Source organism: Novosphingobium sp. UBA1939, from assembly GCF_002336885.1.
Classification (GTDB): domain Bacteria; phylum Pseudomonadota; class Alphaproteobacteria; order Sphingomonadales; family Sphingomonadaceae; genus Novosphingobium.
The window spans coordinates 1-20,266 of the sequence record NZ_DDFB01000117.1 but is presented as its reverse complement, the minus strand read 5'-3'; the positions used below and the strand labels follow the sequence as shown (position 1 = coordinate 20,266).

Below are 20,266 nucleotides of genomic sequence, written 5' to 3'. Positions count from 1 at the left end.
TACGAGGGGCGGCTTCAATAGGGCTCAAGACTGGGCTGGTTGCGAAAGAACAGCCCAAGACATGTCTTCGCATGCATAGCCACAAAGTCGGGGTCGAACGGTGACCGGCCGAGCATTTTCTCGACCTCCGCCGACAGCATGAAGATGCGCGTCACCGTGCCGATGAAAAGATAATAAAGATATCGGGGCTCGCCATCCACGAAATGGCCCGTTTTCTGTGCGCCCTCGATCATCGTTTCCACGGCGGAAAAACCGCGGCTGAGCTGAGTTTCAAATAGCCATTCAAGCTGCGGGTTGGGTTTTGCCGCGACATTGCCCATGATCCAGGCAAACTCCGGGCACTCGGCCGAATAGCGTACGAAATCATCCATGTAGAGGTAGAGCTTGGTCGCGGCGCCAACCCCCCGAAGCCCGTCCAACCTTGACTGAAGCTGCTCGAACCGCTCGTGCGAGTAGAAGCGAAGCGTTTCCTGCCAGAGACCTTCCTTGCCCCCGAAGTGGTAAGTGACCAGGGTATGCTGGACACCGGCTGCAGCCGCTATCGACCGGGTGGCCGCACCATCGAAGCCCTTTGCGGCGAACTCTGCGCCCGCAGCACGGATAATGCGTTCGCGCGTTTCGACCGCCCGCTTTTGCTCACGCCGCTTGCGCGGGGCCTTGGCTTTTTCGGTCGCCGCGTCAAGGGCTATGCTCATATTGATCCAATCCGGTCCGTTCGCGACGGGTCACTTCGGGTTTTGGCCGCCGATCCGAGTCTAGGCCATTCCAGGTAAGGGGGTCAAGCTGACGAAAAGGGCGAGAAAACGGCCCTTCGATTGACGCTCTGCGACGGGAAGGTCGCATTAAAGTGATATTTTTGGTCGACGTAATATGTTTTTATTGACCTAACGGAAAAATTAAATAGAAGTTTGTTGGATGGTGATTTGCTACCGCGCACAAAGCGCTCGGGGCACGAGGGAGACGGAAATGCTGAGCAAAGAGCAGAATGAGCTGATGTGCTTGGTCGAGGGCGACGCTCCCATGGGCGGTATGCTGCGCAAGCATTTCTGGCTGCCTGCACTCCGCGCCGCGCGGCTTGAGGTCGACGGAGCGCCGGTCCGCGTGCGCCTGCTTGGCGAGAACTTTGTGGCTTTCCGGGCGACCGATGGCCGGGTCGGCTTTCTTGACGAAGCCTGCCCGCACCGCGGGGTGAGCCTGGCGCTGGGCGTCAACCGGGATTGCTCGCTCACCTGCATCTTTCACGGCTGGCGTTTCGGCGTCGACGGCAAAGTTCTCGAGGTCCCGACGGAAGGGGACAACAGCGCGGCTTTCGCCGCGACGGTGCCGCTCAAACATTATCCGGTGCGCGAGGCGGCTGGCATCATCTGGGTCTGGCTTGGAAGCGGCGAGGAGCCTGAATTCTGGAATCTGCCTTTCATGAACTTGGCGCCGGACCGTTACAGCGTCATGTGCCAGCCGCTCGACGCGAACTGGGTGCAGGGGGTCGAGGGGACGATCGATTCGTCCCACGTCGGCGTGCTTCACCAGAGCTGGATGCAGCAGGAGTGGGCCAAGGGCATGTCGTCGACGCGCAAGTCAACGGCGGTCGAATATGAATTCGAGGATCGGCCCTATGGTTACACGGCCTCGGCAACGCGCCATATCGGCGACGAGCAGAAGTATGTTCGCGTCACCGAGTTCGTGCTGCCCTGGTTCGGGATGATACCGCCCGAAAATCCTCCCTATGGCGATCGCACAGCGATCTTCGTCGCGCCGACCGACGATACTCACATGATGCAGTTCTTCGTGCGCTTCAATCCCTACACCGAGGCAGGACTCGACGGCGCCCGAGCGCAGGTCGGCGATCCCGATGCCTTCGCACCGATCGGATCTGCCGAGGAGCATTGGGGCCAGGATCGGGAATTGATGAAGAAGGGCCATTGGACCGGATTTCGCCAGCTTGTCGCCGAGGATTTCGCGACGCAGGTCAGCCAGGGGCCGCTTGCGGATCGCGGAAAGGAATATCTCTCGTCGAGCGACCAGTTCGTGATCCGCGTACGCCGCGGCTTGTTGCGTGCGGTCCGGGAATATATCGACGGCAAGGTCCCAGCGTGTGCTCCGGGCGGCGGACTCGATTTTTCGCAGATCATGCCGCGCGCAGCCACCATCGCTGCGGATCAGCCGTGGCGTTCGATCACGTCCCCCAAGACACTCGAAGAAGCGTGACCCGATGGAACCTGATCTGATGAAGGGCTGGCAAAGAATTGCGGAAACCTCGGCAGTATCCGACGGGCGGCCCTTTTCGGGGACGATCGGCGGGATCAAGATTGGTGTTTTCGAAGTGAACGGCGAATATTTTGCCATCGACAATGTCTGCACGCACGCTTTCGCGCTTCTCACCAACGGTTTCCAGGAGGGGTGCCTCGTCGAATGCCCGCTGCATGCGGGCTTCTTCGACGTAAAGACTGGAAAGGCGCAGGGCGGCATCGTTGACAAGGACGTGCGCGTCTATCCGGTCAAGGTCGAAGGCGGCTGGATTTTTGTGGACGTTGCGCGTCAGGCCTGAGACCGTGTGGGGCAAAGTTGGTGTCGGTGCAGGGCGGCGATGGCAGGCGCCTGCCGCCCGGATCGGTGTTGCGGAACAAAGCTACTGCCGCCGGCGCAAGGATGCGGCGACCTGACGATGGGGCAGGCGTGGCGGATGGAGCAGCACCTCGGTATGGTTCGGCAAGGCATCGTATATACTTCCGCGTGATAGCCTCCGCGCCGAAACTAACGCACCATCATGGCATCGATCCGGAATCGATGCGGTGCCAACTCTCCCGATCCCGCTATTGGCACTCCCAGGGCCTGATGTGGTCCCAACCTTGTCGGGCGGCCCCGAAGCTCCCCCCTCCTGGGGGTCGCCCGGCATTTTCCATCTCCGAGATCGGATTTCGAACGGGCCAGTATCGCCACCGAACGGCTGGAGCGCGACTTCGCCGCACGAAGGCATTTTACCCGAGGCCACAGCGCGCCGCGCGCGCGCGAAAAAGCCGCCCTCGTGATGAGAGCGGCCTTTCCGGCGCAGTGTTCCGGTTTCGGGATCAGGCCTTGATAAAGGCCAGCATATCGGGATTGAGCACATCGGCGTGAACCGTCAGCATGCCGTGCGGAAAGCCCGGGTACACCTTTAGCTGGCCCTTGCGCAGCAACTTGATGGCAAGCTGCGCGGAATCCGCGATCGGGACAATCTGATCGTCATCACCGTGCAGCACGAGCGTGGGAACGTCGATTGCCTGCAGGTCCTTGGTAAAATCGGTTTCCGAAAATGCCTTGATGCAATCGTAGTGCGCCTTGGCGCCGCCGATCATGCCTTGCCGCCACCAGTTCTGGATCGTGCCGGGATAGATTTTGGCCCCCGGGCGGTTGAAGCCGTAGAACGGACCACTCGCCACATCGAGGTAGAACTGCGCGCGGTTGGCTGCAAGCGCGGTGCGAAAGCCGTCGAATACCGACATCGGGGTGCCGCCGGGGTTCTTGGCAGACTGTACCATGATCGGCGGGACGGCCCCGACGAGAATGGCCTTGGCAACGCGTCCTGGCTTGGCGCGGGCGACGTAGCGTGCCGCCTCTCCGCCGCCGGTCGAATGACCGATATGCACAGCGTTGCGCAGATCCAGGTGATCGGTCAGCGCGATGACATCGGCCACGTAAGTGTCCATGTCGTTACCCGTATCGGTCTGGGTGGAGCGGCCGTGGCCGCGGCGGTCATGGGCGATCACCCGATATCCCTGCGCCAGGAAGTAGAGCATCTGGGCGTCCCAGTCGTCCGCACTGAGCGGCCAGCCGTGGTGGAACACAATCGGCTGCGCGCCTTTCGGGCCCCAGTCCTTGAAGAAGATTTCCGTGCCGTCTGCGACCTTGATCGTTCCCATGGTCATGTGTCCTTTTGATGCGGCGTCTTGGAGTACGGCCGCCATTGCGGGATCAGGAAATAGCGCGAGCCCGAGTGAGAGGGCTGCCCCGCCTACCACCTGGCGGCGGGAGAGTTCGAAATCGGATTGGCTCATGACGCGTCAGCCTTCGTGTTCCGTTGGAGCAAGTGCCGCGGCGGCGGCGTCCGCTGCGTGTAAACGAACCACACGATGCAGCCGCAGCGCAATCACACGAGAGTATAGGGCGGCTTTCGCCGTTCGTCCGCCACCCTGGCCATGTACCTTTTCAGGCGGCTGCGCTGGCGGTGATCGCCGGAAAGTCGACGTCGGTCTGCGCCACGTTGTTGATGAGATTGGTGAGGAAGTTCTTGGCGACGTTGGCCACGATCTCCAGGATCTGGGCATCACCATAACCCGCCGCGCGCAGTTGCGCCAGGTCGTCATCGCCAACCTTGCCGCGCGTTTCCGCGACACGCCGGGCAAAATGCAGCGCGGCGGCAAGCTTGTCGTCCGCTGCCTCCCCGCGCTTCGCCGCCGCGATATCGGCCTCCGAGAGACGGGCGAAGGTGTGCCCGGTATAAGTATGGGCGGCGGTGCAGTATTCGCACCCGTTGACGGCCGCCGTGGCAAGGGCGATCCCTTCGCGGGTCTTCAGATCGAGCGTCTTGCCGAGCGCACCGTCGAAGGCGCCGTGGGCGGCAAGGACGGCCGGGCTGTTGGCCAGCACGGCAAAGAAGTTCGGGGTGAAGCCGAGCTGCTTGTGCACGGCATCGAGCGTCGGCTGGGCGGCTGCAGGGGCTTGGTCACGGCTGGTGATGGCAATGCGGGACATCTTCATTCTCCGTTGTGGGGAAGGTGGGTGGCCGGGGCGGTTTAGCGCCCCGGCTGGTGGAACTGTTCGGCCAAGGGTGTGGCCGATGCCGGATGTCCGCCGGTGATCAAAATGGTGTTGCCGGCCGGGTCCATGGGCCTTGTTCCCGAATGTGGTGGCGCTGGGTTTACACCGCAGCAGGTCCGAACAGGGCCAGTCTGAACCGAACTGCAGGGGTGGAACAGGCCTGCGATGGTTTGTCTTTCCCGTCCCTTGGTAGGGGGAGCAGGCTGTAAGAAGCCTCTTCTGGAAAACGCGACGGCTTTCAGCCTCGCGGCTTGCGGCAACGCCAGTAATGGGTCCTTACCTTAGCGGTAAGTGGCCTCAAGCTTGGCGAACTCGTCGTCGCTCAGCACGATATGCAGTGCCCGAGCATTTTCTTCGAGGTGCGCCACGCTCCCGGTGCCCGGGATGGGCAAGATGACGGGACTGCGACGCAGCAGCCAGGCGAGGGCAATTTGGCCCGGCGTCGCCGCATGTGCCTGCGCGATAACGGCAAGGGCGGAGCCCGGCCCGGTCAGCGCCCCTGCCGCGAGCGGAAACCATGGAATGAATCCAATCGCGTGGCGCGTGCAATAATCCAGCACACTTTCGCTCGAGCGATCGGAAAGATTGAAGCGGTTCTGCACGGTCGCGACCGGAAAGACCCGTTGCGCCGCCTCGATCTCCGCAACTGTTACCTGACTGAGCCCGGCATGGCGGATGATCCCTTCGTCGATCATGGCACGAACGGCGCCAAACTGCTCGTCACGCGGTACGCTGGGATCAATCCGGTGCAGTTGCCACAGATCGATCTGCTCTACGCCAAGATGCGTCAGGCTCCTGCGCGCCTGGGCGATGAGATAGTCGGGATCGCCGTGCGGCATCCACGCATCGGGGCCGGGCCTGCGGAGCCCGGCCTTGGTGGCGATGTGCATGCCGGGGGCGTAAGGATGCAGGGCTTCACGGATCAGCGGTTCGGAAACATCCGGCCCGTAACTGTCCGCCGTATCGATCAGGTTGATGCCCAGTTCGGGCACCCGGCGGAGCGTGGCGAAGGCTGCTTCCCGGTCGGTGGGCTGCCCCCATATGCCTGGCCCGGTGAGACGCATGGCGCCGAAGCCTAGCCGGTTTACCTCAAGTTCGCCGCCGATCCGAAACGTTGTGTTGTCCATCGCCGATCCCCTCATTCCGCCAGAATGGCGTTGAGAACACGCAACTGGGTGACGTCTTCCATGCCCGGAAGGCCGTTCTGGAGACCTATGCCCGATTGCTTGGCGCCGCCGAACGGAACGTCCAGGGGCAGTGCCATGTGCTGGTTCACCCAGATGGTGCCGGTCTGGATGCGGCTGGCCACGGCCATGGCCCGGTCCGTGTCTGTACCCCAGATGGTGCCGCCCAACCCGAAGTCGCTGGCGTTGGCCGCGGCCACCGCTTCGTCCACATGCTCGTAGGCCAGGACCGGGAGAACCGGGCCGAACTGTTCCTCCTGAACCAGCCGCGCCTGCTCGGGCAGACCGGTGACGATTGCCGGGCGGATGAAGTAGCCCTGACCGGTGGCGTCGCCGCCGGTCAGGAATCGGCCGCCCTGCGCGCGGGCGGACGCGATCACGTCCAGCACCTTGTCGAACTGCATGCGGTTTTGCAGCGGACCCATGGTGGTGGAAGGGTCCATGCCATCGCCCAGAACCGCCGCAGCGGCCCGTTCGGCAAGGGCCGCTGCGAGATCGGCTGCATGTCGGCGCGGGGCGTAGACGCGCTTGGTGGCAAAGCAGACCTGGCCTGCATTGATGAAGGCTGCGGCAAAGATGCGGTCTGCAACCTTGGCGATGTCGGCGTCGTCCAGCACGATGGCTGCGTCGTTGCCGCCGAGTTCCAGGGTAAAGCGCTTCAGCGTATCGGCGGCCGACGCCAGCACCTTTTTGCCGGTCGGCGTCGAGCCGGTGAAGCTGACGTGGGCGACGTCGGGATGGCTGGTCAGCAGAGGGCCGAGGTCATTGGCATCCACCAGGGTCTGGAAGACGCCGGCGGGGAAAATTTCGGCAGCCAGCTGGCCGAGGAGAAGGGTTGAAAGCGGCGTGGTGGGGGCGGGCTTGGCGATCACCGTGTTCCCGGTAATCAGCGCTGGCCCAAGCTTGAACGAGAGCAGCGTCATCGGCCGGTTCCACGGCATGATAGCGACCAGCACCCCATGCGCGTAGCGTTGTTCGACGATGCGCTGTCCGGGAGTTTCGAGCAGCACGCGATCGGCCAGAGACTGCGTGGCGAAGTGGGCGATGGCATCGCGCGCGCGGCCCACCTCGAAGCGGCAATCTGCAATCGGGCCGCCGCGTTCACGGGTCAGGGTTGCTGCAATGGAATCGAGGTTGGCGGTGATCGCCTCGGCAAACCGTTCAAGGTACGGCCTGCGGCCTTCGTAACCCAAGGCTTCCCAGGCGGGTTGAGCGCGCTTGGCGGCCTGTATGGCAGCTTCGGCCTGAGCGGCACTGGCGCGCGGCGACTGCGCGAAGGGCTGGGCCATCGTTGGATCGATGACGTTGATGGTATCGGTGCCGTCGACCAGTGCGCCGTCGATCAGGAGGTGGTAAGGCATGGGGCAATTCCTTGGTGGCGCCGCCGTTGGCGACGGGACGTCTTGGTCGCCACCATGATCGGGTGCCGGCATTCGGCACAGCTCTACCGTGGTATGCCCTGCTGCGCGCAAAGTCTCCGTGGCTGCCGCTGCGCGCGGGCGACGCTTCACATCATCCCGTTGCGAATGGATTTGATCGCGGCAACAAGCTGCTGGGGATTGAAAGGCTTGCGCAGGAAAAGGCGCACGCCGGCATTCCGGGCCTGCCGTTCGATCACCGGCGTGGCAAACGCTGTGATCATGATCGTGGGCATTCCAAAATCCCGCAGCGCATCGATCAGATCGAGTCCTGTCAGACCCGGCATCTGGAAGTCGGTGATGACGCAGAAGAAACTCGAGACATCGGCAGATTTAAGGAAATCGGTAGCCGACTTGAACGAAGCCGTGAGATAGCCGTGACTTTCCAGCATCCCTTGCAAAGCCTCACGCACGTCATCGTCATCGTCGACAATTCCGATTAGGGCCGGCATTTTCGGGGAAGGCCCAGGCACCAACATTGTCCTCTCGTTCGGGGCTGCTTGGCATTGCCAGGCCGGTGTTGCCGCTGGTGGTCATCGGCTACTTTGCAGCCAATTGATAGCAGTGTTGCGGCTGCATAGCTCTTGTTCTGTGCCTTCCCATACCGAGGTATGGGGCGCGGCGGCTGGCACTGCGGGCAAAGTCGATGTAGATTGGCGTCGCAATACAAGGCCGATCGGCCGGAAAGGCGATCCATGGCTACGGTCAGGGCAGCTCTCGTGCAGGAAGCATCGGCCCAGTTCACATCGCGGCAGCCGCTTGTCCTCGTCGTGGATGATGATCCCGACGTGCGCGCAAGCCTGCAGGACATGTTCGAATCCGTGAGCCTTGAAACGGCCGTGTTCGAATCCACCGCGGAGATGCTGCAGCATGGCATACCCGATCGGCCATGCTGCCTTGTGCTGGATTTGCGGTTGCCGGGCACCGGCGGACTCGAATTCCAGGCGCAGCTGCGGGAGATGAACCAGTTCGTGCCGATCGTGTTCATCACCGGTCACGCCGATGTCGCCACCTCCGTCAGGGCGATGAAGGCCGGCGCGATCGACTTCCTGCCAAAGCCCTTTCGTCAGCAGGAACTGCTCGACGTGGTGTCTCATGCGCTGCGGACCGAAGGTGAAAAGCACAGGGATGGCGGCGAGCGAAACACCGTGCGGCGGCTGGGCGAAAGCCTGACCCCGCGCGAAACGGATGTCTTGCGCGGGGTTGCGCGCGGCTTGCTCAACAAGCAAATCGCCTATGAACTCGGCATCACCGAAATCACGGTGAAGATGCATCGCTCAAGCGCGGGGCGCAAACTCAAGTCGATTTCGGTCGCCGATATGCTGCGCAAGATCGACCTGCTCGGCATCTAGGCGGACGCTGCCGATGGGTGGCACGGGTGCTTGGCCCTGCCGTGCCGGTAAGGGCTCCTGACCCTAAAGACGGAAGCCGAACTCCAACCCGAACGTGCGGGGCGGGGCCATGTTGCCGAGCGCACGGCTCGCGTCGAGATCGCCGGTGATGGAGATATTGGTGAATGCGCGCGTGTTCGTGAGATTGTCGACGAACGCGGTGGCCTGCCAGCGCCCATGCGCGGGGATCCACGTTGCGCGGGCTTTCAACCACCACCAGGCAGCCTGAGTGGCGCGCGCATCGCGAAAGGCGGTGAACCAGATCCGGTCCTGCCAGCTGGCATCGCCGCGCAGCCGCAGGATGGCGCCGCCACGCAGCGCAAAATCCCGTTCGGCATAGCCCAGTACGCGCCAGCGCGGCGCCTGGGGCAACGGGTTTCCGGCAAGGTCTTGCGTGCCGAGGCCGGGCTGCTTGGTGTTGATGGTGGCGTAGCGCGAAAAGCGCGCGTTCAGCCAGGTCGCCTGCGCTGCGAACCGGAACTGCGGCCCGCTCGCGCCGCGCAGGCCCAGCTCCACGCCGTCGACCCTTGCGTTTGCCGCGTTGCGGATGAGCACGGAATTCGCGTCGACATCCTGCACCTGAAGGTCGCGGTAATCGTAGTGAAAGGCACTCGCTTCGATGTTCCAGTTCGGGCCGGCAAACCTGGCACCCAATTCATAGGACCAGATCTTTTCCGGGGCATACGGCGTGTTCTGCGCAGAGCCGAGGTTGAACCCGCCTGCCTTGTAGCCGCGCGTGGCCGAGGCGAAGATATGGCTGCGCCCCGAAAGCCTGCGGTCGATCACGGCCTTTGGTGTGAAGGACCGGAAATCGGCCGGAGCAAGGACCGAATTGTTCAGGGTCTGGAGGCCGGTGAAATCGAGCAGATTGCTCCCCTGGCGGCGTTCGCGCGTCCAGCGTCCGCCAACGGTGACTGTGGTGCGAGGCAAGATCGCGCCGCCAACCTCGCCAAACAGCGCATCGGCAAGGGTGCGCTGTTTGCCGTTGGCCCGCAACAGGCAGCAGTCGGCACTGCCCGTGCCGCCGAGAAGCGTAACGAGGTAAGGGAAGAAGTACTCGTTGCGAACCGCATTGTGCTCGATGTAGTGCGAGGCGCCGAGCCAGTAAGTGAGCGTGGCCGAAGGCGCGGAGTGCAGCGCCAGGTCAATGCTCCATTGCCGGGCGTTTTCTTCCTTGTACTGGGTTTCGGCCAGCACGGTGCTGTTCGACAGATCGTCGAAGTTTTTCGGATGCGTCTGGCGGTAGGCTGCCGTCGCGCTCAATATGGTGCCCCCCAGATCAAGCTCGGCCCGGGCCATCAGGCCCCAGTTCAGCGGCCGGTTGAACGGCAGCACGGACGAGGCGATGGTGCGCGCTCCGACCGGGCCGACGATGCCTTGCGCAAGGCGCGCGAGGAAGACGGGATTGTTGCCATAGCCCGGCCCGGCAAAGTGGAACACCACGGCGCGGTCATCAGCCCGGCTGACATCGGCGGAGAGGGCAAGTTTCAGATTGCTGCGGGCCTGCCAGTCCAGCCGCAGGCGGGCGCTCTGGTCGTGCTGGTCCTCGGCGCGATCAACGTGTTCCTTGCCACTTGCATCGCGTCCGGTAATCAGCCGGGTGTAGCCGGCGTGATTGCTGCTCCCCACCGACAAGCGCATTGCCAGTCTGTCGGTCAGCGGGCCGGCAATGCTGGCGAAGGCATCGGCGCGGGCATAGTTGCCGAACGCCACGCGCCCGTCGGCCTGCCAGTCCTGCGCGGGGCCGCGGCTCACCAGATTGATCGCGCCCCCCGTGGCGTTGCGGCCATAGAGAGTGCCTTGCGGGCCTTTGAGGATTTCTATCCGGTCGAGATCGAACATCGCCGATGCCGCTGCGCTCGGCCTGCCAAGGTAGACACCATCGAGATTGACCGCGATGCTGCTGTCAAATCCGCCCAGGAAGGTGACCGCGCCGATCCCGCGCACGAAGATCTGGCTCTCGCCCTGATAGGCGGAAATCTGGAGGCTGGGTTCGATCATCGCCAGATCGGCAAACGAGCGGACCGAACGGGCCTGCAACTGCTGCCCGGTCAGAACGGTCAGGCTGGCGGGCACGGCGTCTGCGGGCAGCGGGCGGCGCAAGGCTGTCACGACGATGTGGGAGGTATCCGTCGCGGCAGCGCTACTGCCGGGATCGGTGGCGGACGCTGCCGAAGGCGCCGCGAAGGAGGCTGCGACGAACAAGCACGCGCCGAAAATCGTGTGCCGCATTCCGAGGTTTCTATCGGTCAATCGGTCGTACCGCCATGGTCGTTCCAATGGGCCGCGATGCATCAGCGCAGCACGATGTCGCCGAGATCGATCGACACGACGAGCGGCTCGGCCATCGGCTTGCCATCGGCCTGACGCGGATAGATGCGGCGGCGGGTGGGAAACCGGATGCCCTGCACTTCGACATAGTCTGCGGGATAGTGGGCGCCCGGCGTGTTCCCGGCGATCTCGACGTCGTAATCGTGGCGCCGCAGCAGGCCGTCATTGCCGATGTAAAGCGTCTGGTGCGTGCTGTGGGTGGCGATGTGCGTGGGAAATGTCACCGCGAGGCGGCGCCATTGCTCCCCGCTTTCCTCCCAGGGTTCGATTTCCTGCGCCGTGACTCCCGGCTCGGCCAGCAGGAAGGGGAGCGTCAGATAGGTCCACATCGCGCAGCCGGCAAAGTAGGCCAGCTGCAGTTCGGTCCACGGGGTTTCGAGCGTGTGCCCGGCAAACGAGGTGCGCGGGTCGGCCAGTTCTTCCAGCACGGTATCCGCGCCGGACAGCAACGCAACCCGATGCGGCGCGAACGCGGACTTGCGCGCCGCATCGCCGAAGGGCGCGTGCGAGGCCTGTTGGCGGGTCAGGTCTATGGTCACCACGGTATCGTCCAGCACGCCGCCGACCCCCTTGAGCGGCCAAAGCGCGCCGCCTTGCGCGAGCCGTGCGGAAAGCGTGGTGAAGCGCTTCCATTGGTCCAGCCCGCCATGGGCGGCAATGGTTGCGGAAGCGAGGGGATCCATAGCATGTCCTTCATTCGGCAGCGGGCGGCAATCGTCCGCACGCTGCTCAGTGTCCGTCGAGAAACAGGAGGAGATGGGCCAGAAACAGTTCGGGATACTGGAACTGTGCCGCATGGCCAGCATCGGGATAGAGGATGAGTTGCGCATCGGGCAGATGCTGCTGGAGATGGAACGAATTGATCGTTGGCAGCATCACGTCGAGGCTGCCATTGACGACCAGCGTCGGGCAGCTGATCGCCGCAAGATCGGCGAAGCGTTCGCCGTGGGGCACAAGCCAGTCCCGTCCGGCGGCCACTTGCGCCATGATCGTGGCCATGCCGCTGGGCGGATCGACATCTTCTGTTCGTTCATGCCGGCGCTGCCAGAATGCCGCCGCGGCCGCGCGGCCCGCTTCGGAATGGCCGAAAAACAGCCAGGCAAAGTCCTCGAGGTTGGCGTTGCCACTGGCTCGCTGTGCCACTTCGGCCTGATAGGGCGTGGGTTCGCCGCCGCGCGGGCTGGTGCCTAGCAGCGCCAGCTTGCGCACGCGGTCGCCGTGCTGCTTGGCATACGCCTGCGCGACCATGCCGCCCATCGAGAAGCCGAGCAGATCGAACGTGCGAAGTTGGAGTGCATCGACAAATTCGGCGATGCATCCGGCCATGCCCTCGATCGTCGGTGGCGCGGTGCCCGTGGAACTGGCGACCCCGGCGTTGTTGACCAGGATGACCGGGCGTTTGCGGGCAAGGCCGTCGGTCAGCAAGGGGTCCCAGTGATCCATGCCTCCGGTGAAATGCTGGAGAAGCACGATGGGGTTTCCTCCTTCGTCGCCGAACCGACGATAGGCATAGCGCGTTTCGCCGACCACGACGTGCTGCGTCGGCGCTGTCTTGTGCTGGTTCAAGGGGTTCTCCTTTCGCGGAGAGCTTGAGCATGGCGGTTTGCGATAGCCAGACAGAACAAGGTAGGGGGAGGGCATACCAGCGCGCAGCCATCGCAGCCGAGCACCATATGGCTACAATGGTGTTCACGCACGGGCCGGGGATGCTTCCAGGCGGCTTCGTACTTGCTCAGGCGGCAATAGGGGTTTGACGTTAGGCTCATGCGCTGCGGCGGCTTGTCAGGCGCGAATAGCGATGGAATGACAGGCAGATTGGGCGATGGGACCGATTGGCATGACCGACCGCAAATACAGCTATCTCTGGCTGCCTGGCGCCTTCTTCATGGCATGGGTGGTGTTTTTCCTCGACCGGGCCTCTGCGAATAATCTGCCTGTTTCCATTCTCCATCTAGTCGTAGTCGCAGCGGCCCTTGCGGGCGGCGGGGAAATCGCGGTTCTCGTCGGAGCGCCTGTCTGCATGGCGCTGGCTTTCGCCGCCCGGCTTCTGGCGCAGGCGGACCCGGCGCCGCTTGCTGCCGCAGCGCAGGCGCTGTTCCCCTGCATCGCGATCGGTGTTGTCGCATTCCTGTTGCTAAGCCAACGACGCCTGCGCGCGGCGAGCGCGGAGGCAGACCGCCGCCGGGCCGAGATCGAACATTTCCTCAACTCGGTCCCGTTCGTGCTGTGGCGGTCTAACCCGCGGGGTGAGATCGAATACCTCAACGAACACTGGACCCATGTAACCGGACTGGATCGCTCAAGCGTGCTGGCGAACGAGCGCTACAACGATGTCGTCCACCCGGATGACCTTGCCGCGCTTCATGCCGCGGTTCCCCATGCGGTCGCCACGCAGACCCTGACCGACCTCGAGATCCGCGTGCGCCAGGCCGACGGTTCGTATCGCTGGATGCACATTTACGACAAGCCAGTCCGCTCACCCATCACCGGCGAGATCGAGCGCTTCGGCGGGCTTTCCGACGTACATCAAGAGGTAACCGCGAAGGAGGAACTGCAAAAGGTCCGCAACGAACTGGAAGAAAGCCAACGGGAATTGACAGTTTTTGCGGATTCGGTTCCCCAGTTGCTCTGGCGCTCGACGGCGGACGGGAAATGGGATTTTCTCAACCAGCGCTTCACCGAGATTACCGGCGTTGAACGAGAGGAGGGCATTGCCGGGCAAACCTGGCGCGAATGCGTCCATCCCGAGGATATCGGGCCATTGCGCCAGGTGCTGACGCGGTCACTGGAAACCGGCGAAGATATCGCCTGCCAGGTCCGTCTGCGGCACAAGGACGGCAGCTATCACTGGATGTCGATGGCACGCCGGGCGGTGCGGTCCGCCGAGACCGGCGAGATACTGCGCTTCTATGGCGGCGCGACGGACATCCACAACGAGGTGTTGGCCCAGCAGCGCGTCAACGACCTGATGGCCAACCTCGAACGCAGGGTCGCCGAGCGGACGGCCGAACTGCTGCGCACGGAAGCGCGCTATTCGAGTCTGTTCGACGTGGGCGGCATCAGCTTCGCCGAGATGGACTTCAGTCTGACCAAGCCCATCCTCGAACGCATCAAGGCGCAAGGCGTCCAGGATTTGCAGGCGTACTTCGACGAAAATCCGCAGGTTCTCGAGGAATGCCTGTCGAATATCAGGACCACGCGGGTCAATCGGGCGCTCGCCCAGATGATGGGCTATGCGGACCTTGCCGAACTGGCGGCCAACCCGCCCGCGCACAACGCCGAGGACGGCCGCGACGTCCTGATAAGCCAGCTCGAGATGGTCTATTACGATCAAGAGCATATTTCCGGGCAGACCGTGCTGATCGGCAAGGATTCCCGCCGGATACCCGTTCATTTCAACGTGAACCGGCTGTCGGACGACCTGCACCTGTCAAACCTCGTCGACCTTTCCGAACAGCAGCGGATCGAGGAGATGCGCCGCGCCGCGCAGGACGAACTGGCACGGGCCAACCGCATTGCAACGGTGGGTGCCTATTCCGCCACCATCGCGCATGAACTGAACCAGCCCATCGCGTCGATGGCGATGGATGTGCAGACCACCGTGCGCTGGCTCACCGGGGAAACACCCAATCTTGAGGCGGCGATCCGTGGCATCGAGCGGCTGACCCGGACGGTTCACCGTGTTCAGGCGATTGTCGAGCACACGCGCGAGAGTCTTGCGCCGCGGCGCCGCGAATTGCGGCGCGTCGATATCAGCGCGCTGGCGCGGGCCACCTGTGGTCTGCTCGAAAGCGAGGTCAGGCGGGCAGAGGCGCAATTGGTGCTGCACTGCGATCCCGATCTTGCGCTCGTCCTCGCCGATCCTGTCGAGTTCCAGCAGGTGCTGGTCAATCTCATCACCAATGCGGCAGAGGCGATGCTGGCGGGGACCGATCCGCGGAAGATCACCGTCGAAATCTCGAACGCTTCCGAAGGCATCGCGGTTTCGGTGCGGGATACCGGTCCCGGTATCCCGGACGATATCCTCGACAAGCTGTTCGAACCGTTCTTTACCACCAAAGCGACCGGCATGGGGATGGGGCTGCAGGTCTGCCGCAACGCGGTGCAGGGCATGGGGGGGAACCTGCATGTGCGGAACGAGCCGGGCGGCGGCGCGGTATTCAGCTTTATGGTGCCCGGTATCGCTGCCCTGGACTGAATGCCCGGCTGGGCGGGGTCGTGCCGCAGCAGCGCTCCAGACGCTGAGCTTCGGAATGTTCATGCACTTTGATCGTCTGGCCTTGCGCTTGCGACAAGCGCCTTTGCAGGCGTGCGCCGGCGTCCTTTAAGGCTTCCACTCCCCGCTGCCCCTTTTTGCCGGCCAAAACCATACACAGGTAGGTCTGTCCGCGGCATCCGATCTGGCGTAACCTGCCCGAAAATCGGAGGAATCAGGCGTGACGACCATTAACGTGAACGGCCAGCAGCGTGAGGTCAAAGTCGATGCCGAAACACCGCTGCTTTGGGTGCTGCGCGACGATCTGGGGCTGACCGGCACCAAGTTCGGTTGTGGCATCGCGCAATGCGGCGCATGCACCGTTCATCTGGATGGCGCACCCGTCCGGTCCTGCCAATTGCCGGTGGGGGAGATTGGCAACAAGCCGGTCACGACCATCGAGGCGATCGGTACGACCCCGGCCGGCGCGCGCATCCAGAAGGCGTGGCTCGATCTGGACGTGATCCAGTGCGGTTACTGCCAATCTGGCCAGATCATGTCGGCCGCGGCCCTGCTGGCCAGCAATCCGACGCCCGATGATGCCGCGATCGACGCCGCCATGGCTGGAAACATCTGCCGATGCGGAACCTATGTGCGTATCCGCGAGGGCATCAAGGAGGCGGCGCGTCATGGCTGATCCGGCTCTCTCGCGCCGACAGGTGCTGCGCGGCGCGTCGCTTGGCGCCGGTGCGCTGGTGCTTGGCCTTACCGTCCGGGGCGTTTCGGTGGTTGCGGCAACCGGCGCGGCCCCCGCCTCCGCAGCCTTCGCCCCCGACGCCTTCATCCGCCTGGCTGGGGACGGGAACGTAACCCTGGTGATGCCGCAGACCGAGATGGGGCAGGGCATCTACACCGCTTTGGCGATGCTGATCGCCGAGGAACTGGATGTCGCGCTTGAGGCGGTCAAGCTGGAAGAGGCGCCGGCCGACGACGCGCTCTACGGCAATCCGATCTTCAAGGTGCAGGCCACCGGCGGTTCGACATCGGTGCGCGGCTATTGGCCGGTCATGCGCAAGGCCGGCGCCAGCGCCCGTGCCATGCTGATAGCGGCGGCCGCGCGGCAATGGCATGTGCCGGCGGCGGAATGCCGCACCGAACCGGGTGAAGTCGTCCACCAGCCCAGCGGTCGCCGCCTTGCCTATGGCGCTCTGGCCGCACAGGCCGCGCGCGAGCCGGTTCCGGCTGATCCGCCGCTCAAGTCGCCAGAAACCTTCCGCCTTATCGGCCATTCGCAGCGACGGCTCGATACCGCGCACAAGGTCGATGGCTCGCTCCGCTATGGTATCGACGCGATGCCCGAAGGCGTGCGGTTCGCCTCGCTGGCCTGCGCTCCGGTGGTAGGCGGGAAGGTCGTGCGGGTCGATGACCGCCCGGCCAAGGCCCTGCCCGGCGTGCAGCAGGTGATCGTGCTTGATGACATGGTCGCGGTGGTGGCCGAAACCAGCTGGGCGGCGATGCGCGCGCTGGCAGCGATGGACATCACCTGGAACGATGGTCCCAATGCCGCACTGGGCACTGCCGACTTGTGGGCGGATCTGGAAAAGGCATCGCAAGCCGAGGCGCACGTCGCGCTGGATACCGGCGCAGCGGCGAAATTGTCGGGCGATGGCGTGATCGAGGCGCACTACGCCTTGCCCCTCCTGGCCCATGCCCCGATGGAGCCGATGAACTGCACCGTCCACCTCACGTCCGGAAAATGCGAGGTCTGGGTTGGCACGCAGGTGATGACGATGACGCAGCGGGCTGCCGCGCAAGAGGCAGGTCTGAGTCCGGACCAGGTGACGGTCCATAACCATCTTATCGGTGGCGGCTTCGGCCGGCGCCTGGAGGTGGACGGGGTCCGCAAGGCCGTGCGTATCGCCAAACATGTCGATGGCCCGGTCAAGGTCGTCTGGAGCCGGGAAGAGGATGTAGCGCGGGCGCCCTATCGCTCGGTCTATGGCGCCTGGCTCAAGGCCAGGATCGCGAACGGCAAGGTCGAGGCCTGGTCGCATCGCGTTGTCGGCCCCAGCGTGGTCGCGCGCTGGCTGCCACCCGCCTACGACGGCAAAATTGATAGCGATGCCGTCGATGGCGCGGCCGAGACGCCCTACGACATGCCCGCCCTGCTCGTGGACTGGGTCCGCCACGAACCACGCGGCGTGTACACCGCGTTCTGGCGCGGCGTCGGACCCAACATGAACGTGTTCGCCACCGAAAGCTTCGTTGATCGCGTGGCGCGCGAAGCGCGGCAGGACCCGCTCGCCTTTCGCCGCAGCCTGATCGGCAAACATCAACGCGCCCGCGCGGTGCTCGATCTGGCCGCGGAGAAAGCGGGCTGGGGCACGCCGCTGCCGGCGGGCGCGGGGCGTGGCATCAATCTGCAATACGTGTTCGGTACGTATCTTTGCACCGTGGCCGAAGTTGTCGTGGCCGAGGACGGCACGGTGGCGGTCAAGCGGCTGACCACGGCGGTGGACTGCGGAACGCCCGTCAATCCGGACGGCATCGTGTCCCAGATACAGGGCGGCATGGTATTTGGCCTTTCCGCCGCGCTCTATGGCCAGATCACCCTGGCGAACGGGCGGACGCAGGAAAGCAATTTTCACGACTACCGCGTCGTCCGCATCGACGAGATGCCGCAGATCGAGGTCCATATCGTGCCCAGCGCCGAGGCACCCGGCGGGATCGGCGAACCTGGCACGGTCACCGTCCAGGGCGCGCTCAACAACGCCATCTACGCCGCAACGGGCATCCAGCTCAGCCGGATGCCCGTCGATCCCTCCCTGCTAAGCAAGAGCGCCTGGCGATGAAAGGCACCCGCAAAACGATCTTCCTTGGCGCCATTGCGGCGCTTGCCATCGCTGGTGGACTTGCCTGGTGGCAAGTGGCCTTGCCGGGGCCGCTGGCGTTCGCGGGCGGCCGTCAGGTCGATCTGGCCACCTACCGCGGACGGTCGCCCACCGGGGTTCCATCCGAACTGGCGTCGGCTGATCCGCTCACGAAGGGCCGCTATCTGACCGAGGCCGCCGATTGTCAGGCCTGTCACACCGCCAAGGGTGGCAAGCCATTTGCCGGCGGGCGTGCGTTCAAGCTGCCGTTCGGCACGATCTACACCCCCAACATCACGCCCGACCGGGAGACCGGTATCGGGGCTTGGAGCGATGCCGAATTCGTGCGCGCCGTGCACAAGGGCATCGGCCGCGATGGCCAACGGCTCTACCCGGCATTCCCCTACGCATCCTACGCCATGCTGACCGATGACGATGTGCTGGCGATCCGTCGCTATCTCGCCAGTCTGGCGCCGGTGCGGCAGGCAAACTTGCCCAACACTTTTAGCTTCCCCTTCAACCAGCGCTGGCTGATGGCGATCTGGGGAGCGCTGTTCAACCGCGAACCGGTGTTCCGTCCGGTCGCCGATCGCGATGCCCAGTGGAATCGCGGCGCCTATCTGGTCGAAGCGGCCGGCCATTGCGGCGAATGCCACACGCCGCGCACGCTGATGCAGGCCATGAACACCCGACAGAAGTTCGCTGGCGGCGCTGCCGAAGGCTGGAACGCCTACAACATCACCGGTGATCAGGTGAGCGGCATCGGGGCGTGGTCGTCGGACGACCTCGTCAGCTATCTTGCGCGCGGGCATGCGCCGCAACGCGGTGTCGCCTCCGGTCCGATGGCCGAGGTGGTTTCATTGAGCACCGGGCGGCTGACACCTTCGGACGTTGCCGCGATCGCGGCCTATCTGCGCACCATTCCCTCCATTCACAGCTCTGGCCTGCCCGCGATGGCCGGGCCGGCCAACCCCGTCGCTTCGCAAGGCCCGACGGGCAATCCTCACGGCAAGCGCGTGTTCGAGCAGGCTTGCGTCAGTTGCCACGCGTGGAGCGGCAAGGGAGCTGTCAGTCCTTTCCAGCAGTTGACCGGTATCCGGGCCGTCAACGATCGCACCGGCACCAATGTCGCGCTGATGGTGCTGAACGGCGGTGGTTTGGCGCATTCGCCCGGTCCCTACATGCCGGCCTTCCATGCCGCCTATTCGGACGCGGAGATCGCGGCGGTTGCCAACTACGTTACCGCCCGGTTCGGAACGCAGGCCTCGAATCTGACCGCGGCGAGCGTGCGGGAACTGCGAGAGCAGTGAGAGGGATCGCCCTGCCGTGATACATGCGCCGAATGCCGGAGCGGCGTTGCTGGAATGAAAGCGAACCCCGCGATGAAGCTGTTTATCCATCCCGGCGCAAGTTCGCTCTCCATCCATATCCTGCTGCGGGAGATCGGCGCGCCTTTCGCGCTTGAAGTGGTCGACGTATCGCTGAAGCACCGACCGGACGGTTCGGATTATCGCGCCATCGCCCCCCGCGGGATGGTGCCGCTGCTCCTGCTTGAAGACGATACATGGCTGACCGAGAACATCGTGATCGCCCAATATCTATGCGAACGGTTCGGCCGCGACGATCTGTTGCCCGCCGCCGGCACGATGGAGCGCTACCGGGTGCTCGAATGGCAGAGCTTCACCGCCGCCGAATTGCACAAGAGCTTCGTACCGCTGCGCTGGCCGCTTGACGAACGCGCGCGCGCCGTTGCGCTGGAGCGGATCGAGGGCCGTCTTGCGCAGGTCGAGCGCGATCTTGTTGGCCCCTTTCTGACAGGGGCAACGTTTACCGCCGCGGATGCCTATTTCTTCGTGATCGCCAGCTGGACGCGGCATTTCAAAATTTCCCTGGCGCCCTTTCCCCGCATCGCCGCGCTGCTTCGCCTTGTCGGCCGGCGGCCTTCGGTCGCGGCGGCCATCGGGGCCGAAGGGCTGGGCCTTGTCACGATCGACGAGACCATCCCACTGCCTTAGGTTTCGCACGCGATTAGCGTGTCCCAAGAGCGGTGTCGCCCCGCCGCCTGGCGAAGTTCGATCAGGAC

17 protein-coding genes are annotated in these 20,266 nt (G+C 64.1%); 8 read left to right on the top strand and 9 right to left on the bottom strand.

Annotated elements, in window-relative coordinates; translation table 11 throughout:
- Positions 1–14 precede the first annotated feature (14 nt).
- Positions 15–695: a TetR/AcrR family transcriptional regulator gene (locus tag B3547_RS15430; protein ID WP_292964492.1), complete on the bottom strand. Its 681-nt coding sequence runs from the start codon at positions 693–695 to the stop codon at positions 15–17.
- Positions 696–966: 271 nt separating this feature from the next.
- On the opposite strand from B3547_RS15430, the gene B3547_RS15425 reads away from it, so the two are divergent.
- Together B3547_RS15425 and B3547_RS15420 are read left to right on the top strand one after the other, a co-directional pair.
- The gene (locus tag B3547_RS15425) at positions 967–2,205 is read left to right on the top strand and encodes a Rieske 2Fe-2S domain-containing protein (protein WP_292964491.1); all 1,239 of its coding nucleotides are present in this window, start codon (positions 967–969) and stop codon (positions 2,203–2,205) included.
- 4 nt (positions 2,206–2,209) lie between these two features.
- On the top strand, positions 2,210–2,545 hold the full coding sequence (locus B3547_RS15420) for a non-heme iron oxygenase ferredoxin subunit (RefSeq protein WP_292964490.1): 336 nt from the start codon (positions 2,210–2,212) through the stop codon (positions 2,543–2,545).
- A gap of 520 nt (positions 2,546–3,065) precedes the next feature.
- Here the strand turns inward: B3547_RS15420 and B3547_RS15415 are convergent.
- From B3547_RS15415 to B3547_RS15395, 5 genes are all read right to left on the bottom strand, one after another.
- Complete coding sequence (locus tag B3547_RS15415; protein WP_292964555.1) at positions 3,066–3,896, bottom strand: alpha/beta fold hydrolase; 831 nt, start codon at positions 3,894–3,896, stop codon at positions 3,066–3,068.
- Between the two features lie 286 nt (positions 3,897–4,182).
- Positions 4,183–4,728 (bottom strand): carboxymuconolactone decarboxylase family protein, encoded by a 546-nt coding sequence (locus B3547_RS15410; RefSeq protein WP_125954819.1) that lies wholly within the window; start codon positions 4,726–4,728, stop codon positions 4,183–4,185.
- A gap of 347 nt (positions 4,729–5,075) precedes the next feature.
- Entirely contained in the window at positions 5,076–5,921 is an 846-nt protein-coding gene (locus tag B3547_RS15405; protein ID WP_292964489.1) for an aldo/keto reductase, read from the bottom strand.
- A gap of 11 nt (positions 5,922–5,932) precedes the next feature.
- On the bottom strand, positions 5,933–7,339 hold the full coding sequence (locus B3547_RS15400) for an aldehyde dehydrogenase family protein (protein WP_124807878.1): 1,407 nt from the start codon (positions 7,337–7,339) through the stop codon (positions 5,933–5,935).
- Between the two features lie 146 nt (positions 7,340–7,485).
- The gene (locus tag B3547_RS15395; RefSeq protein ID WP_292964488.1) at positions 7,486–7,848 is read right to left on the bottom strand and encodes a response regulator transcription factor; all 363 of its coding nucleotides are present in this window, start codon (positions 7,846–7,848) and stop codon (positions 7,486–7,488) included.
- A 159-nt stretch (positions 7,849–8,007) separates the two neighbouring features.
- On the opposite strand from B3547_RS15395, the gene B3547_RS15390 reads away from it, so the two are divergent.
- On the top strand, positions 8,008–8,748 hold the full coding sequence (locus B3547_RS15390; protein ID WP_233497548.1) for a response regulator transcription factor: 741 nt from the start codon (positions 8,008–8,010) through the stop codon (positions 8,746–8,748).
- Between the two features lie 63 nt (positions 8,749–8,811).
- On the opposite strand, the gene B3547_RS15385 is transcribed toward B3547_RS15390, so the two are convergent.
- From B3547_RS15385 to B3547_RS15375, 3 genes are all read right to left on the bottom strand, one after another.
- Positions 8,812–11,019: a TonB-dependent receptor gene (locus B3547_RS15385; protein ID WP_292964487.1), complete on the bottom strand. Its 2,208-nt coding sequence runs from the start codon at positions 11,017–11,019 to the stop codon at positions 8,812–8,814.
- 62 nt (positions 11,020–11,081) lie between these two features.
- A complete protein-coding gene (locus tag B3547_RS15380) occupies positions 11,082–11,801 on the bottom strand; it encodes a hypothetical protein (protein ID WP_292964486.1) in 720 nt (239 codons plus the stop codon).
- Positions 11,802–11,847: 46 nt separating this feature from the next.
- Positions 11,848–12,684: an alpha/beta fold hydrolase gene (locus B3547_RS15375; protein ID WP_223806439.1), complete on the bottom strand. Its 837-nt coding sequence runs from the start codon at positions 12,682–12,684 to the stop codon at positions 11,848–11,850.
- A gap of 271 nt (positions 12,685–12,955) precedes the next feature.
- Here B3547_RS15375 and B3547_RS15370 point away from each other — a divergent pair, with 271 nt between their 5' ends.
- From B3547_RS15370 to B3547_RS15350, 5 genes are all read left to right on the top strand, one after another.
- On the top strand, positions 12,956–15,316 hold the full coding sequence (locus B3547_RS15370) for a PAS domain-containing protein (RefSeq protein ID WP_292964485.1): 2,361 nt from the start codon (positions 12,956–12,958) through the stop codon (positions 15,314–15,316).
- 238 nt (positions 15,317–15,554) lie between these two features.
- A complete protein-coding gene (locus B3547_RS15365; RefSeq protein ID WP_124807755.1) occupies positions 15,555–16,010 on the top strand; it encodes a (2Fe-2S)-binding protein in 456 nt (151 codons plus the stop codon).
- Positions 16,003–18,165 carry a xanthine dehydrogenase family protein molybdopterin-binding subunit gene (locus tag B3547_RS15360; protein ID WP_292964483.1) on the top strand — a complete coding sequence of 721 codons (2,163 nt, stop codon included), beginning with the start codon at positions 16,003–16,005 and terminating at the stop codon, positions 18,163–18,165. Before B3547_RS15365 ends, B3547_RS15360 begins: the two co-directional genes overlap by 8 nt.
- The gene (locus B3547_RS15355; protein ID WP_292964481.1) at positions 18,162–19,493 is read left to right on the top strand and encodes a c-type cytochrome; all 1,332 of its coding nucleotides are present in this window, start codon (positions 18,162–18,164) and stop codon (positions 19,491–19,493) included. The genes B3547_RS15360 and B3547_RS15355 overlap by 4 nt, the downstream gene beginning before the upstream one ends.
- A gap of 72 nt (positions 19,494–19,565) precedes the next feature.
- Positions 19,566–20,198, top strand: a complete 633-nt coding sequence (locus B3547_RS15350) for a glutathione S-transferase family protein (protein WP_292964479.1) — start codon at positions 19,566–19,568, stop codon at positions 20,196–20,198.
- Positions 20,199–20,266: the final 68 nt, after the last annotated feature.

Bases quoted from the DNA above. Each gene is read 5' to 3' on its own strand.
- B3547_RS15430 (WP_292964492.1), bottom strand. From the start codon at position 695: ATGAGCATAGCCCTTGACGCGGCGACCGAAAAAGCCAAGGCCCCGCGC.
- B3547_RS15425 (WP_292964491.1), top strand. From the start codon at position 967: ATGCTGAGCAAAGAGCAGAATGAGCTGATGTGCTTGGTCGAGGGCGAC.
- B3547_RS15420 (WP_292964490.1), top strand. From the start codon at position 2,210: ATGGAACCTGATCTGATGAAGGGCTGGCAAAGAATTGCGGAAACCTCG.
- B3547_RS15415 (WP_292964555.1), bottom strand. From the start codon at position 3,896: ATGGGAACGATCAAGGTCGCAGACGGCACGGAAATCTTCTTCAAGGAC.
- B3547_RS15410 (WP_125954819.1), bottom strand. From the start codon at position 4,728: ATGTCCCGCATTGCCATCACCAGCCGTGACCAAGCCCCTGCAGCCGCC.
- B3547_RS15405 (WP_292964489.1), bottom strand. From the start codon at position 5,921: ATGGACAACACAACGTTTCGGATCGGCGGCGAACTTGAGGTAAACCGG.
- B3547_RS15400 (WP_124807878.1), bottom strand. From the start codon at position 7,339: ATGCCTTACCACCTCCTGATCGACGGCGCACTGGTCGACGGCACCGAT.
- B3547_RS15395 (WP_292964488.1), bottom strand. From the start codon at position 7,848: ATGCCGGCCCTAATCGGAATTGTCGACGATGACGATGACGTGCGTGAG.
- B3547_RS15390 (WP_233497548.1), top strand. From the start codon at position 8,008: ATGGGGCGCGGCGGCTGGCACTGCGGGCAAAGTCGATGTAGATTGGCG.
- B3547_RS15385 (WP_292964487.1), bottom strand. From the start codon at position 11,019: ATGCGGCACACGATTTTCGGCGCGTGCTTGTTCGTCGCAGCCTCCTTC.
- B3547_RS15380 (WP_292964486.1), bottom strand. From the start codon at position 11,801: ATGGATCCCCTCGCTTCCGCAACCATTGCCGCCCATGGCGGGCTGGAC.
- B3547_RS15370 (WP_292964485.1), top strand. From the start codon at position 12,956: ATGACCGACCGCAAATACAGCTATCTCTGGCTGCCTGGCGCCTTCTTC.
- B3547_RS15360 (WP_292964483.1), top strand. From the start codon at position 16,003: ATGGCTGATCCGGCTCTCTCGCGCCGACAGGTGCTGCGCGGCGCGTCG.
- B3547_RS15355 (WP_292964481.1), top strand. From the start codon at position 18,162: ATGAAAGGCACCCGCAAAACGATCTTCCTTGGCGCCATTGCGGCGCTT.
- B3547_RS15350 (WP_292964479.1), top strand. From the start codon at position 19,566: ATGAAGCTGTTTATCCATCCCGGCGCAAGTTCGCTCTCCATCCATATC.